This window comes from Pseudomonas helleri, assembly GCF_001043025.1.
GTDB lineage: Bacteria > Pseudomonadota > Gammaproteobacteria > Pseudomonadales > Pseudomonadaceae > Aquipseudomonas > Aquipseudomonas helleri.
The window spans coordinates 365,778-381,349 of record NZ_JYLD01000002.1; the positions used below are offsets into that span (position 1 = coordinate 365,778).

11 protein-coding genes are annotated in these 15,572 nt (G+C 59.5%); 3 read left to right on the plus strand and 8 right to left on the minus strand.

The window, feature by feature from the left end; genetic code table 11:
- Positions 1-1,440: a cytochrome ubiquinol oxidase subunit I gene (locus tag TU84_RS04350; RefSeq protein ID WP_048367446.1), complete on the minus strand. Its 1,440-nt coding sequence runs from the start codon at positions 1,438-1,440 to the stop codon at positions 1-3.
- A gap of 403 nt (positions 1,441-1,843) precedes the next feature.
- On the opposite strand from TU84_RS04350, the gene TU84_RS04355 reads away from it, so the two are divergent.
- Positions 1,844-3,061, plus strand: a complete 1,218-nt coding sequence (locus tag TU84_RS04355) for an MFS transporter (protein WP_048367447.1) — start codon at positions 1,844-1,846, stop codon at positions 3,059-3,061.
- Positions 3,062-3,226: 165 nt separating this feature from the next.
- On the opposite strand, the gene TU84_RS04360 is transcribed toward TU84_RS04355, so the two are convergent.
- Positions 3,227-3,664: a DUF4879 domain-containing protein gene (locus TU84_RS04360; protein ID WP_048367448.1), complete on the minus strand. Its 438-nt coding sequence runs from the start codon at positions 3,662-3,664 to the stop codon at positions 3,227-3,229.
- A gap of 210 nt (positions 3,665-3,874) precedes the next feature.
- Here TU84_RS04360 and TU84_RS04365 point away from each other — a divergent pair, with 210 nt between their 5' ends.
- Positions 3,875-5,170, plus strand: a complete 1,296-nt coding sequence (locus tag TU84_RS04365) for an NCS2 family permease (RefSeq protein ID WP_048367449.1) — start codon at positions 3,875-3,877, stop codon at positions 5,168-5,170.
- Positions 5,167-6,255 carry a tRNA (uridine(54)-C5)-methyltransferase TrmA gene (gene trmA / locus TU84_RS04370; protein ID WP_048367450.1) on the plus strand — a complete coding sequence of 363 codons (1,089 nt, stop codon included), beginning with the start codon at positions 5,167-5,169 and terminating at the stop codon, positions 6,253-6,255. The genes TU84_RS04365 and trmA overlap by 4 nt, the downstream gene beginning before the upstream one ends.
- 72 nt (positions 6,256-6,327) lie before the next feature.
- On the opposite strand, the gene TU84_RS04375 is transcribed toward trmA, so the two are convergent.
- The 6 genes from TU84_RS04375 to TU84_RS04400 all read right to left on the minus strand — a co-directional run bounded on the left by TU84_RS04375 (position 6,328) and on the right by TU84_RS04400 (position 15,561).
- Positions 6,328-7,662 (minus strand): TolC family outer membrane protein, encoded by a 1,335-nt coding sequence (locus tag TU84_RS04375; RefSeq protein WP_048367451.1) that lies wholly within the window; start codon positions 7,660-7,662, stop codon positions 6,328-6,330.
- Positions 7,659-8,987 (minus strand): HlyD family type I secretion periplasmic adaptor subunit, encoded by a 1,329-nt coding sequence (locus TU84_RS04380; protein ID WP_048367452.1) that lies wholly within the window; start codon positions 8,985-8,987, stop codon positions 7,659-7,661. The genes TU84_RS04375 and TU84_RS04380 overlap by 4 nt, the downstream gene beginning before the upstream one ends.
- Positions 8,984-10,729, minus strand: a complete 1,746-nt coding sequence (locus TU84_RS04385) for a type I secretion system permease/ATPase (RefSeq protein ID WP_048367454.1) — start codon at positions 10,727-10,729, stop codon at positions 8,984-8,986. Before TU84_RS04385 ends, TU84_RS04380 begins: the two co-directional genes overlap by 4 nt.
- Positions 10,730-10,842: 113 nt before the next feature.
- Positions 10,843-11,472: a heme acquisition protein HasA gene (locus TU84_RS04390; RefSeq protein ID WP_048367456.1), complete on the minus strand. Its 630-nt coding sequence runs from the start codon at positions 11,470-11,472 to the stop codon at positions 10,843-10,845.
- Positions 11,473-11,569: 97 nt separating this feature from the next.
- Complete coding sequence (locus TU84_RS04395; protein ID WP_048367458.1) at positions 11,570-14,344, minus strand: TonB-dependent receptor; 2,775 nt, start codon at positions 14,342-14,344, stop codon at positions 11,570-11,572.
- 206 nt (positions 14,345-14,550) lie between these two features.
- Positions 14,551-15,561, minus strand: a complete 1,011-nt coding sequence (locus TU84_RS04400) for a FecR family protein (RefSeq protein WP_048367459.1) — start codon at positions 15,559-15,561, stop codon at positions 14,551-14,553.
- Between the last annotated feature and the right edge of the window lie 11 nt (positions 15,562-15,572).

Below are 15,572 nucleotides of genomic sequence, written 5' to 3' on the forward strand. Positions count from 1 at the left end.
TCAGTTCCCCTTCTTCAGGCTGTCGCTGTAACCTTCTTCGGTGCCTTCAACGGCAGCCGACAAAGGACGGGCAGGCGTGCGTTGCTGACCTGGGCCACCTGAAGGCTGACCATCACCCTCGTGGGCAATCGGGCCTTTACGCACCAGACGCATCATGTAGCCAATACCGACGCCGAACAGCGAGAAGTACACCAGCACAAACATGATCAGGGTGATGCTCATTTGCGTCACGCTGTGGTTGGACGACGCATCGGCGGTGCGCATCAACCCGTAGACCACCCACGGCTGACGGCCGACTTCGGTGGTGAACCAACCTGCCAGGATGGCGATCAGACCCGACGGCCCCATCCACAGCACCAGCTTCAAGAACCAGCGGTTTTCATACAGCGTGCCGCGTTTGCGCAGCCACACGCTCCACAGGCCGATGACGATCATCAGCATGCCCAGCGCCACCATGATGCGGAACGTGAAGAACACGATGGTGGAGTTAGGACGGTCCGCCGCCGGGTAGTCCTTCATCGCCGGGATCTGTTTGTCCAGGCTGTGGGTCAGGATCAAACTGCCCAGGTACGGCACTTCGATCTTGTAGTCGGTGGTTTCGGTTTTCATGTTCGGGATGCCGAACAGGATCAACGGGGTAGGCTCACCGGGCTTGTTTTCCCAGTGCCCTTCGATCGCAGCGATTTTTACCGGCTGATATTTCAGCGTGTTCAACCCGTGGGCATCACCGATAAACGCCTGAATGGGGGCAACCACCAGGGCCATCCACATCGCCATCGAGAACATGCGGCGAATGGCCGGCGTATTACGCCCACGCAACAGATGCCAGGCAGCCGAAGCGCCGACAAAGAAGGCGGTGGCCACAAAGGCGGCCGTGGCCATGTGCGCCAGGCGGTAAGGGAACGACGGGTTGAAGATCACCGCCAGCCAATCCACCGGGATCACCCGGCCATCAATGATTTCGAAACCCTGCGGGGTTTGCATCCAGCTGTTGGAGGCCAGGATCCAGAAGGTCGAAATCAGCGTGCCGACCGCCACCATGATGGTGGAGAAGAAGTGCATGCCGCGACCCACGCGGTTCCAGCCAAACAGCATGACGCCCAGAAAACCGGCCTCAAGGAAGAAGGCGGTGAGCACTTCATAGGTCAGCAAAGGCCCGGTGACAGCCCCTGCGAAGTCCGAGAACCGCGACCAGTTGGTCCCGAACTGGTACGCCATGACCAGGCCAGACACTACGCCCATGCCAAAGTTGACTGCAAAAATCTTCGACCAAAAGTGGTACAGGTCGCGGTACGTATCGTCACGGGTTTTCAGCCACATGCCTTCGAGCACCATGAGATAACTGGCGAGACCGATGGTGATGGCGGGAAATAGAATGTGGAACGATACGGTGAACGCGAACTGAATTCGGGCGAGATCGAGAGCCTCCAAACCGAACATAAGTCTTCCTCTATCAGGTATCAGGTTGTCAGGGCACCGACAGGACGCCGGTGTCCAACAGCCCCACGAGCAATGGCCTTTGCGAATCTGCGCTCGCACTGCTGGCCACCACGCAAGGGAATCAGGCCGTCTGGCCACTCCAGTAAAACCCTTGCGGGCTTTGACCTGGATCAAACATTGCTGAAAGAGTAGTCCATTCTTGGCGTGTGGCTAATGTGGCTGGTTGTCGCGTGACAGGTTGTCCCAGGCCCTGAAATAGACAGTTGCAGGAAGTGCGTGTAATAGCCGCACGCGATTTTTCGCACGACCGTTGGGCGGTTTTCTCAATGCATCAGCGCGAGTCATTATTTGTTACAGAAAAATGATAATCTCGACGTCCCCTGCCCTTTGCCACGACCCTTCAATGACCAGCCAGCCGCTTCTGTTACGTCATCATCGGCCTTTTGTGGCCTTTTGGTTTGCCCGCATCTTCACCGCCAGCGCCTTCCAGATGCTGACGGTGGCCATTGGCTGGAACCTCTACCAGTTGACCGGCAACGTGATGGACCTGGGCTGGGTGGGGCTGATCGAGTTCGCGCCTCGCGTGCTGTTTATGTTGCACACCGGGCATGTGGCCGACCGCTATGACCGCCGCCGGGTGGCCGCGCTGTGCCAGTCGCTGCAAGCGATGATTGCCCTGACCCTGGCGATCAGCAGCCTGAGCGGCAGCATCACCCGTGAAATGATCTTTATCCTGGCGTTTTTACTCGGCGCCGCCCGCTCATTTGAACTGCCCACCACCCAGGCTTTGCTGCCCTCCATTGTGCCTGTGGCGTTGTTCCCCCGCGCCGTGGCCGCAGCGCAGGCCGCCCAGCAGTCGGCGACCATCGTGGCCCCGGCGTTTGGTGGCTTGCTCTATGCGTTCGGCAGCGTGTGGGTGTATGGCCCCAGCGTGGTGCTGTACCTGATTGCCGCACTGTTAATGAGCAACCTGCCGGCCCGCCAGGTGGCGCTAAACAAAGGCAAGGCGACGATGGACTCGCTGCTGGCCGGGATTCGCTTTATCCGTAGCCGCCCGGACATCCTCGGGGCCATCTCGCTGGACCTGTTCGCCGTGTTGCTGGGCGGTGCGACTGCGCTGTTGCCGGTGTTTGCCAAAGACATTCTGCTGACAGGCCCGTGGGGCCTGGGCATGCTGCGTTCGGCCCCGGCGGTGGGCGCGTTGTTAATGTCATTGTGGCTGGCGCGCTTCCCGTTTGAGCGCAAGGTAGGGCGCACGATGTTCACCGCCGTGGGGGTATTCGGGGTTGCGACCATCGCTTTCGGGCTGTCGACCTCGTTCTGGTTCTCGATGGCGGTGCTGGTGGTACTGGGCGCGGCCGACATGATCAGCATGGTTATCCGTGCCTCGTTTGTGCAACTGGAAACCCCGGATGAAATGCGTGGCCGGGTCAGCGCGGTCAACGGCCTGTTTATTGGCGCGTCCAACCAGCTTGGCGAGTTTGAGTCCGGCGCCACCGCCCACTGGCTGGGCACCGTGCCGGCCGTGGTGCTGGGCGGCGTGGGCACGCTGTTTATCGCCGGGCTGTGGATAAAACTGTTCCCGGGCTTGGCCAAGCGTGACCGGTTGGTTGAGGATTAAAGCGGATACACCGCAAAACCAGTGCGTAGCAGTTGACGAGCTCCGCGAGGCTACGTCCGATTGCGAAGCGATCGTAAGCGCTAACAACCCAAGCGCCTGACTTTACGGCGGCTATGCCTGCGGACGTAGCCTCGTACTACTCGTCAACTGCTACGGGGGCTTGGGTTAGCGAATATACAGCTGCGTTTGCAGGCGCTTGAACGGCGCCACCAGCGACGTGTTACTGAACTGGAACCAGCCGCCCTGGTTGTTACTCAAATCGAAGGTGTAGACGTAACCCACGGTGGTGCCCGCACCGTCGCAGGTCACCAAACCCTCGCCTTTATTGCACACCGGGGTGCGCACGCCATCGATAATCTGGCCGTCAAACGTCACCGTGGGCTGGCCGCCGTAGCCGCGTTCCAGCACATACACTTTGATGTGCGGCCCACGGTGCTGCATTTTGGTCTGCTCGCGACCATCCGACACATCCTCCACAGCCCCCGAATTAGACGCCACCTTGAGAATTTCGACGGTACTCAACGGCATCGCCGGTGCCGCGCTCGCTCCGGCGCTGATAAACAGGCATAAACCGGCAATTAAAGCGTTGATGGTGTGCTTCATGGATCCCCCCGATAACTGGCACGCAGTATGCCTGTGCACTCGACGTTACAAAACATCGCGCCGTTGAGTCAGCAAAGCAGCCAGACGCCTGTGCTGCTGGTATGATGCGCGGCTTTTTCCGACAGACAGAAAAACCTCAGGCCTCAGGCGTCTGTGCTTTGCTGTTGAAAACGATTTAATCACGGCGCCGGTGGCGCCACGGGGACTGGCATGCTGGAAAGGCTGTTTCAACTCAAAGCACACAACACCACTGTGCGAACCGAGATTCTTGCGGGTATCACCACCTTCCTGGCGATGGCCTACATCCTCTTCGTGAACCCGAGCATCCTCGGCGAAACCGGGATGGACAAAGGCGCGGTGTTTGTCGCGACCTGCCTGGCAGCCGCCATCGGCTCGGCAATCATGGGCATCATCGCCAACTACCCGATCGCCCTGGCGCCGGGCATGGGCCTGAATGCCTTCTTCACTTACACCGTGGTCTTGCACATGGGCCACACCTGGCAAGTGGCGCTGGGCGCGGTGTTTATTTCAGCGGTGCTGTTCTTCCTGCTGTCGATCTTCCGCATCCGCGAATGGATCATCAACAGCATCCCGCTGCCGCTGCGCTCGGCCATTGCCGCCGGTATCGGCCTGTTCCTGGCGCTGATCGCCCTGGGTAACGCCGGTATCGTGGTTGCCAACAAGGCCACCTTGGTCGGCATGGGCGACCTGTCTCAGCCAAAAGTGATCCTGGCCTCCCTGGGCTTTGCCCTGATCGTGGCTCTGGAAGCCCTGCGCGTACGCGGTGCGGTGCTGATCGGCATTCTGGCGGTGACCGTTGCGTCCATCGCCCTGGGCGTGACCGACTTCGGTGGCGTGATGTCGATGCCGCCGTCGCTGGCCCCGACCTTCCTGCAACTGGACATTAAAGGCGCACTGGACATCGGTCTGGTCAGCGTGATTTTCGCCTTCCTGTTCGTTGACCTGTTCGACAACTCCGGCACCCTGATCGGTGTGGCCAAGCGCGCTGGCCTGATGGGCAAAGACGGCCACATGCCGAAAATGGGCCGCGCCCTGATCGCTGACAGCACCGCGGCCATGGCCGGTTCGTTGCTGGGTACCTCAACCACCACCAGCTACATCGAGTCGGCAGCGGGCGTGAGCGCCGGTGGCCGTACCGGCCTGACCGCCATCGTGGTCGGCATCATGTTCTTGCTGGCGTTGTTCTTCTCGCCACTGGCGGCCAGCGTTCCGGCGTTCGCCACCGCGCCTGCGCTGATGTTCGTGGCCGTGCTGATGATGAGCGGCCTGGCCGAAATCGACTGGGAAGACGTGACCGTTGCTGCACCGGTGGTGATCACCGCGCTGGCAATGCCGTTTACCTACTCCATCGCCAGCGGCATCGCCTTCGGCTTTATTTCCTGGACCGTGATCAAGCTGCTGTCGGGTCGCGCCCGCGAGCTGAATGCGCCGCTGATCATTCTGTCGATTCTGTTTGTGGTCAAGCTGGGTTGGTTTAACGCATGAGTGCTTTGCCGTTTGATTCTGCTACCTACGCCCTGGAACTTGAGGCCAAGGCCCAACGGCTGCGCGATTTGCTGGCGCCGTTCGACGCGCCTGAGCCGCAGGTGTTTGACTCGCCGTTGAAGCACTTTCGCCTGCGCGCCGAGTTCCGCCTGTGGCGCGAAGGTGGCGAGCGCCATTACGCGATGTTCGCCCAGGATGACAAGCGCACGCCGATCCTGATCGAAGACTTCCCGATTGCCAGCCTGCGCATCAACCAGTTGATGCCGCAGCTCAAGGCCGCGTGGCAAGCCAGCTCGGCGCTGAGCCACAAGCTGTTCCAGGTGGAGTTCCAGACCACCTTGGCCGGTGATGCCATGGTTACCTTGTGCTATCACCGCCCGCTGGACGAGCACTGGCAAAACGCTGCCGAGCAGTTGGCCAAAGACCTCGACATCAGCGTGATTGGCCGCTCCAAGGGCAAGCGCGTCGTGATTGGGCGTGATTACGTGGTCGAGAAACTCGACATTGCGGGCCGCACCTTCACTTATCAACAACCCGAAGGCGCGTTCACCCAGCCAAACGGCACGGTTAACCAGAAAATGCTCAATTGGGCATACGAAGCGTTGGGCGAGCGTTCCGACGACCTGCTCGAACTGTACTGCGGCAACGGCAACTTCACCCTGCCGCTGGCGACCCGCGTACGCAACGTGCTGGCCACTGAGATCAGCAAGACCTCGGTCAACGCCGCCTTGAACAACCTCAGCGACAACGCTGTGGATAACGTCAAGCTGGTGCGTTTGTCGGCAGAAGAATTGACCGAAGCCCTGAATGAAGTCCGCCCGTTCCGCCGCTTGCAGGGCATTGACCTGAAAAGCTACGAATTCGGCAGCGTCTTCGTCGACCCGCCGCGCGCGGGCATGGACCCGGACACCTGCGAACTGACCCGCCGCTTCGACAACATCCTGTACATCTCGTGCAACCCGCTGACATTGGCCGAGAACATCGCCCAACTGCACGACACGCACCGTATCGAGCGTTGCGCCGTGTTTGACCAGTTCCCGTGGACTCACCACATGGAATCGGGCGTGTTGCTGGTTCGTCGCTAAAGCCTGATCGCGAGCAAGCCCGCTCCCACAAGTTGAACCCCTGTGGGAGCGGGCTTGCCCGCGATGGGCGCGCTACGGTTTCTGAACGTGAAAATACCCCGCCACCTGTAACAAATCCGCGTCATTCAATAAGCCCGCGTAGTACTTGAGTTGCACCCGCGCCAGTAAATACGCGTACTTAGCCTCGGCCAAATCCCGCTTGGCGCTATACAGTTGCTGCTCGGCATCCAGTACATCCAGATTGACCCGCTCCCCGCCACTCACGCTTTTGCGCGTTGCATCGACCAACGCACTGGCTGACTGCACGGCCATTTCGTAGGCCCGCACCTTGGCCGCCGCACTGCTGTTGAGGTTGTACTGCTTGCGCAAGTCCACCAACGTCGCGGCTGTTTGCGCGTCCAGTTCGTACTGCGCCTGCGACAGTTGCCGCGCCGCCTGGCGTGTCGATGCCGACACCGAGCCCCCGGCAAACAACGGCACGCTGAGCTGGATGCCGACGCTGTTGGTGTCGTACTTCTGGTGGTAGGTGCTTTCAGAGTCCGAACTGGTTTGCCGACTGCTCGCGTACACACTGAGCTTGGGCAAATGCCCGGCCCGCTTGCGTTCCACTTCGTACTCGGCCGACGTCAGGGCGTGCTGTTGCGACGCCAGGTCCGGGTTATTGGCCAGGGCCAGTTCGCGCCAGCTTTCAAAGCGCTGCGGCTCCAGCGGCTGAATGCTGAAATGCGGCAATAACGGGTCAAGCTGCTCCACCTGCAACGGTTCACCGAGCATGGCCTCCAGCTCGTGCAAGGCGGCATCCAGCGTGTCTTGGGCTTCGATTTCCTGGGCGACCGCCAGGCTCAGGCGCGCCTGGGTTTCAAGCACATCGGTTCGAGTGCCCTCTCCGCCTTTTAACAGCCGTTGATTGAGTTGCAGGCGTTCGCTGTACGCCCGTTTCTGTGCCCGGCTCAGCTCAATCCGCTCCTGCGCCAACAAGGCCTGGCTATAGGCACTTAAAACCCGCACCGCCAAATACTGGCTTTTACTGCGAAAACGCTCGTCGGCCAGCAAGGCCTGCGCCGCGCCTTGTTTAAAGCGTGCATAGGCCTCGTAGTCCAATAGCGGTTGCTGCAGGGTCAACGTCGCCGCATAGCTGCGGTAATCGCGGTCGGTCTTTGTGTGCGATTGCGTGACTTCAGACTCATTGCGCGAGTTGCTGTAATTCCAGGCCAGCGTCGGCAACAGGGCTGAACGCCCGAGCGCTCGGTTTTCCTGGCCCGCAGCGCGCTCTTCTATCGCCGCCTGAAAGGTCGGATCGTTGCGCACCGCCAAGTCATAGGCTTCAAGCAAACCCAATGCCTGTACCGGGCTGGCCAACACCGCGCCCAGCATCAACACCCCGCGGCACAATCGACGCACACTCATTCCTCCACCAACGCCATGTGCGTGCGGTCCAGTAAGGGTTTAAACAGGTAATTAAGCATCGAGCGCTCGCCGGTGCGCACAAAGGCCTCGACCGGCATGCCGGGGCGAATCTGCAAACCGGCCAGTTGCGCCATGCCCTCGGCGCTGACCTGCGCCCGCAGCGTGTAATAGGGCTCATCGGTGCGTTCATCGACCTGACGGTCTGCCGACACCAGCGTCACCTCGCCCGCCACCCGTGGCGTGGTGCTTTGGCTAAAGGCCGAGAACATCAGTTGCACCGGCAACCCGGCGTGAACCTTGTCGGCCAATTCCACCGGCACCCGCGCCTCGACCAGTAACGGCTCGCCCTGCGGGACGATTTCCATCAGGGCCTGGCCAGGCCGGATCACCCCGCCTTCGGTAAACACATCGAGCCCGACCACAATCCCCGCCACCGGCGCGCGTAACTGGCTGTTGGCCAGTTCAAACTCCGCTGACGCCAATCGGTTGCGTAAGTCTTCGCTGCGTATGCGGGTGTCCGCCAATTGCGTACGGACTTCTTTCTGATACTCCTCGCTCAGTTGACGAATTTTCAGGCGCATCTCCTGCACCTGACGCTGCAATTGCCCGATACGACCATAGTCTTCGCTGATCGAGCCCAGCACTTGGGCGTACACACGCTCGCTGTCCAGCAGGCGATTACGCGGGATGTAGCCCTCGCGGGCCAATTCGCGCAGGCCTTGCAGTTGCTCGTCCAATGCCGTGCGTTGCAGCACTTTATTGGCTTGCGAGTCACGCACCCCGCGCAATTGTGCCTCGGCTCCGGCGATGCTTTCGCCGATGCCTTGCTGATCGAGCAGCAACGCCTGACGCCGGCTGGCGAACAACTGACGTTGCAACGCCAGGTTCGACGCCACTTCAGGCTCGTGATGCAGCGCCATCAGCTCAGCAGGAAAACTCACACTCGCAGCGCCCTCAACCTCGGCATTGAGCCGGGCCTCGCTGGCCAACGAGCCATAAAACTGGCTGCGCAGTGACTGCGCCTGGCCCAGCAATGGCGTTTCCTTGAGCCGGATCAGTACTTGCCCCGCTTGCACACGGTCGCCATCACGCACGTCGATGCGCTCAACAATCCCGCCACTGGGATGCTGCACCACTTTGCGATTGCCTGACACCATGACCTTGCCCGACACCGCGACGCCTTTGTCCAGCGGCGCCAAAGCAGCCCAGGCGAGAAACCCGAGAAACCCGCCGAGCATCAACAGCCAACCCAGACGCGCATGGCGACGGTCGTCCAGTTGCAGCACGTTACCCTCATAGGGCGGTTTGGCGTTTGCGGCATTCATGCTTTGTTCGCCTCTACGGTGCCCAGTCGGTAGCTCACATTCATGGCCGGTTTGGCCGCCGCGGGCTTGGGCGCGGCGAGCACCTTGGCGGTGGGGCCAAAGGCTTGTAACTGACCTTCGCGCAGGATCAACAGCTGATCCGTGAGGGTCAGTACGTTGGGTTTGTGGGTGATCAGGATCAGCGTGCGCTTGAGCTGTTTGAGTTGGGCAATGGCCTGTAGCAAGGCTTGCTCCCCGGCTTCATCAAGGTTGGCGTTGGGCTCATCGAGCACGATCAGCGCGGGCAAGCCGTACAAAGCACGGGCCAGGCCGATGCGCTGCTTCTGCCCGCCCGACAACCCGGCGCCGCCGTCGCCCAGGCGGGTGTCGTAGCCTTCGGGCATTTGCAAAATCAGTGAATGCACACCTGCCATCTGCGCCGCCGCCAACACCTTGTCGGCATCAACTTGAGCAAAGCGGGCGATGTTTTGCGCGATGGTCCCGGCAAACAACTGAATGTCCTGAGGCAAATACCCCAGATGCGGGCCGAGTTGCTGTTTGTCCCATTGCGACAGTTGCGCGCCATCCAGCCGAACCTTGCCAGCCAGCGGCTGCCAAACCCCAATCAGCAAGCGGGCCAAGGTCGACTTGCCGCAGCCTGACGGCCCGATCACACCGAGCACCTGCCCGGCAGGCAGGGTAAAACTCAGGTTGCTCAACGTGGCACGCCGCGTTCCGGGTGCGCTGGCGCTGAGTTGCTCAACCGCCAGTTCGCCCCGTGGAACGGGCAGCGCCATGCGCGGCGGACGGGCCGGATGCGCCTGCAAGAGTGATTCGAGGCGTTGATAGGCCAGCCGCGCTGAAGTCCATTGCTTCCACACGCCAATCAACTGATCGATAGGGCTCAGCACCCGGCCCATCAAAATGGACCCGGCGATCATCATCCCGGCGGTGATTTGCCCTTGCACCGCCAGCAATGCGCCCAGCCCCAGCACCAGTGATTGCAGGGCCAGACGTACGCCTTTGGACCAGGCACCGACACTGGCGGTTTTTTCACTGGCCAGGTTCTGCTGCGCCAAAAATGCCGTGTGCTGCGCCAGCCAATGGCCGCGCAAGGTCGCGAGCATGCCCATCGCCTCAATCGCTTCGGCATTGCGCAAATGCGCGCTGGCCTGCTGGGTGGCTTCAACCGATAACTCGCTGGCAGCCTTAAGCGGCCCCTGCGACACCCGCTGATTGAGCCACGCCAGCAGCATCAGCAGCACCGCCCCACCGAGAGCCAACAGCCCCAACCACGGGCTGAACATAAAGATCACCCACAGGTACACGGGAAACCACGGCGCATCGAAAAACGCGAACAACGCATTGCCAGTCGCGAACTGGCGCAGGCTGGTCAGGTCATTCAGCGCCTGCCCGGCCGCCGGGCTGCCGGTGCTTAATTGCGCCTCAAAGGCAGCGTCATAGACCCGCTGATTCAAGCGCATGTCCATTTGCGTGCCGAGGCGGATCACCACCTGGCTGCGCACCCATTCCAACGCGCCCATCAGGCCAAACAGGCCGAGGATCATCAGCGTCAGCATCAACAGGGTCATTTCATTGCCCGAGGCCAACACCCGGTCGTACACCTGCAACATGTACAGCGCGGGGGCCAGCATCAGTAAATTGATCACGGCCGAGAACAGGCCAATGTTGAAAAAAGCACGTTTGTAGGCCGTCAAGGCAGCCAGCATCTCGTTGGCGACGTGGGCTTTGGGCCGGGTCATGAAGAGGGTTCCGTGGAAAAATCACCGATCAAACTGCGGGAGCTGACTCGCCAGCGAGGTCATCGCGAGCAAGCCCGCTCCCACAGGATTGGGTTCAAGGCTGAGAGAGCGTGTTAAGCCGCCAGCGCCCAGTCTTGGGCAGCGTCTTGCACACCGACCAGGCCGATATCAGCCGCAAACGCGGTGTCGGCGTGCGCCAGACCGGCAGCCGCCAGTTGGTCGAAGGTCGAATCGGTGCTCAGATTGAACTCGCTCAGCAGGGTGTTGAGCACGCCTTCCAGGCCCGCCACATTGCCGCGCATCAGGCCGTAGATCACGTCCTGAACAGCGTTGCCTGCACGGCCAGCATCGCTGGCGGCGGACAGGTCGAGGCCGTTGAAGGAGACAAAGTAATCATCAAGTATGAATGGGCTACCACTGCCGCCGTTCAAATCCGTGCCCAGTTGTACGCTGTCCAACTCACCCCACAGGTAGTGATTCATGTTGTCACCCGGTGAAACAAGCGGGTTATACACATAATGCAAGCCATCAGTCGTATCGCTTCCGGCGATGTAGGCATACTGAGATCCATTGGCACCGTGGGTCGCATATTGCTCGCCATCATACTGACCCGTGCCCGTGTTAAATCCACCTGTATTGCCCGTGCCATGGCCGGCCGTTTTGAAACCAGTGGACCAGACGCTGAGCACGTCCTGAATGGAAATATCACCAAATGCAGAGTTGTAGGTAATTGAAATAGCCATCTCTTAACCTTTTCCTTGGACAGTTTTAGTGAGCGCACACGAACGTGTGCATTTACCCGACATGGGCAAATTCTTTAATAAGGAATACGTTTTCTACTTAAAACTTATATTCGAGCATACCGCTCAGTGTCCGCCCGCGCGCCAGACTCAAGTTATTAACATCACCCATAGCAACAAAGTAGGCTTCGTCCGTAGCGTTTTCCATCACCAACGAAATATTAAAATCGTCAGTCATCCAGTAACTGGCATACAGATCATAGACACTGTATTTAGGCCACATGGCCTGTTCGATGGACTTATAGTTATGCGCATTAAGATCTCTGCCGTTGCCAGGGCTGTAGCGCAGGCGAACGCCTGTATCCAAACGCCGCTCCAGGAAGCGCGCACCAATGGTTAATGAGCCTCGATCCGCAGGCATGTACGTCGCATTGCCCATTATCCCGCCACAATCAACCGCGTTATTTTTCACATCATCATCCAGCCACTCTTTTTCGCTGACAGGACGAATGCCTATTTTTCCATCCGGACGTACATAGCGCTCTATATAACTTTTGAGTGTTTTCCCTGTTGTTTTCGCTCCACCCATGTAATAGCGCTTGGAACAAAAGTCATTACTGCCGATCATATGGGTATAACTCAAGTTTGTATAAGCCCGCCCCATGTCGTAATTAAGTTGATATTCAACACCTCGAAAACGTGTATCACTCAGATTATTAACGTACGCCAAGTCACCAAAATTACTCGTCGCGGCCTCCGGCAGGCTAATACCGTACTGCATAAACGAGAAATTCTTGATTCGGTTATCGAAGTACGACACCTTCATCCCGAGCCGGTCATTATCGAAGAACAGCGACTCTTTGAAGATATTGAAACCCACCTCCCAGTCTTTCGACTCTTCAGCCTTGAGGAAAGGATTTGGGAATACCCGCTCAGGTGCTTCGCCCGCATGGGGGCGCCCTGTCATGAACACCTCCGTCACAGCCGGTGGGCGCCAGCCTTTACCGACATGAGAATACAGTTGCAGCCAGTCCACACCGGGCTTGATGGCGATGCCAAAGGTCGGCGAAAAATGACCGCTCTCATTGTCCACGTCGTACATCTTTTCGACGCGCTTACCTGGGTCGAGATTGACCACCGGCACACCATTTTCATAACGAATGATTTGTCGTTCGAAAAGCGTCATGCCTGTTTTACCTTCCAGGCGATAGCGGTCATAGCGCAAACCACCGCTCAGGTTCAACCAACCGTTGTAGTCATACTCCAGATTACTGAACAGACTGGCCATGGTGCGCTTGCCAGAGGGGTTCGCGCCTTCTACATAAGGCAGCGACTGTTCGTTGACGGCGGCCACTTTGTTGGTGCGCGGCGTGAATGTGTCCTGATACATCTCCAGGCCGTAATTCACACTCAACTGACCATAGGTGTCGAAGTTGAACAGCGAGGTGTTTTGAACCTGTGCCCCCCACGTCTCGGTCTGGAAACGGTCTTTATAAGCACCAAAGGCGTTGTCAGCCGTGGCGTTATGCCGGGCATTGGCACGCTCCAGTTGCGTATCGACGTAATACAGCTTGGCCTTCAGATCGATCAGTTCGTTGTCCGGGTTCCAGCTGTAGTCAATGGCGTAGTTGGCGGTGCTCAGGTTGTTTTTGCTGTGCCGGACATAGTCATAACCCGACTGATCAGCCTTGAGGTAGGTCCAGGCATCATTGCTGTCGCTGTCGGTGTTCAGGTAACTCAACTGCACACGCTGGTCGTTCGGCAGGTTGAGACCGAACTTGGCCATTTGCGAGCGGGTCACGCTGCCTGCGTCACCGACTTCACTTTTCAGCCAGCTTTTCCAGGCTTCGGGGCGTACATCCTTGAGCCGCATTTGAGACCCTAAATTGCCCGCATGCTGCCGTCCGCTGCGGTAGTTGCCGAAGTGCCGCTCGCTCACGGCAAACAAGGCATCACCGATATCGTTGCCAAACGCGAACACCCCGCCACCGTTGAAATAGGTGCCGTTGCCCATGTTGCCGATACCGCTGCCCGCACGAATGCGCCCGCCGTATTCTTTGCCGTCTTTCAGGAAGTCACTGGCTTCGAGGGTTCTGAATGTGGCGATCCCCCCGATAACGCCGGCACCGCCCAGGGTGGACTGCGAGCCTTTGTCGATTTCGATGCTGGAGACCATTTCCGGGTCGATCAGCATCACGCCATTGCGGTGCTGGTGGCCGTTGACGTTGAAGTTCTGGCGCATGCCGTCAACGTTCATGTTGACCCGGCCATAGTCCTGAACCCCACGAATATTGATCGACAAACCTGGGTCACGCTGGTCGACAGCCGTGTACACGCCGGGGGTTTCTTCGAGCATGTCGGCGGCATGGCGCGGGGCACGCTTGTTGATTTGCTCGCGGGTTATCACTGACACCGCTTGGGGCGTTTGGTACACCCAGTCTGCGCCGTTGCCGTTCTCACTGGCGGTCACCGAGGTGGTGCCCAGCGCCAGCGCACCTTTGGCCTCACCGCTCACACGGGTCAAGGTCACTTGGCGTTCACCCGTAAAGCGGTATTCCACCGGGTTGCTGCCCAGCAGGCGCGCCAGGCCTTCCTGCACACCGAAGTCACCGTTAAGGGGCTGCGAAGTCAGGCCACGCAGCATCTGGCTGTCGAACAGCACCTGCAAACCGGCTTGCTCGGCAAACACCAGCACCGCTTTGTCCAGCGGCTGCGCCGGGATGTGGAAGGCGATGAATTCTTGCGCAATGGCGCTGCTGACTTTTTCAACGGCGTGCACCGGTGCATGGGCCGCCAATACGGCCAATATTCCCACATGTACAGCAAAGGCCAACCGGCTTGCGGGCTGCTTCCCTTTGCGCTGACTAACGACCATTTTTTGTTATCCCCAGGCTTACGTGTTTTGTCATGAGAATGAATCTCAATAGCAAGACGAACGGGCGGGGAAAAGTCAGTAAAGGTTTTTGCGAATAATTTTCAGAAGCCGGATTTGGTTGATGAAACCCGCGTAGGAACGAGCTTGCCTCGCGATCTTTTGACCTTCAAAGATCGCGAGGCAAGCTCGTTCCTACAGGGATCGGTTTAATAAATCAGGCTGACGCCTGCCAGTTCCACACGTTTGACGTGCAATTCCTGAGTGAGGGTGTGCAAGGCGCTGTCGAGCATTTCGAGGCGGAAGACGCCGCTGACTTGCCGATCGGCCAAGGCACGGTTGGCCAGAACGATTTGCCCGGGGCGGTAACGGTTGAGTTGCTCGATCACGTGGGCCAACGGCTGGCGATCAAAAATCAGCACGCCGCGCCGCCAACTGGTGGCCGCACTCAGGTCATAACCGGGTAAGGGTTGCACGCCATTGCGCGCGCTGTACCGCGCACTTTGCCCCTCTTGCAGGGTTTGTCGGACCGCGCCTTGAACCGGCCGGCTTTGCAGGCTCACAGCGACGCTGTGTTGCAACACCCCAACCCAGGCCTGGTCGCTACTCTGTCGCCCGACAACAAATTGTGTGCCCAGGGCTTTGGTTTGCCCGCCTGCGCTTTGCACCACAAAGGGCCGTACTTCTGCCTCGCCCATCGGCGCCACGTCAAACACTGCCGAGCCCGCCAGCAGGCTGATTCGCCGTTCGTAGGTGTCGTAGTCGATGCGGATGGCACTCGACGCATCCAGCTCTACCGAGCTGCCGTCATCGAGCTGCACGGTACGGATTTCTCCTGCACCGGTGCGGTAGTCGGACTGCATATTGATCAGCACCGTCGGGCCGCTGATCCAGCCCACTGCCAAGACCAAGGACAGTACCGCAGCACGCCCGATCCAACGCAGCGGGCGCCTGCGCCGAGTCACCGGCGCAGGGCGCGGCGCTTCCGGGCGCTGACGGCGTGGGGTTGGCCTGGCCATTTCCGGGTCCTGCGCCAAGGCCCCCAAGGCCGCCCAGGTTTGCTTGGCAAACTGCAAGGCAGGCGCGTGGCGCTCATCAGCGGCCAACCATTGTTCGAGTTGCGCCTGCGCCGCCGCGTCCAGGTCACCCGCGTGCAGGCGCACCGCCCACTCGGCGGCCGTCTCAGTGATGATCTGTTGTTCGCGGCCTTGGCTATTCACGTGTGAATCTC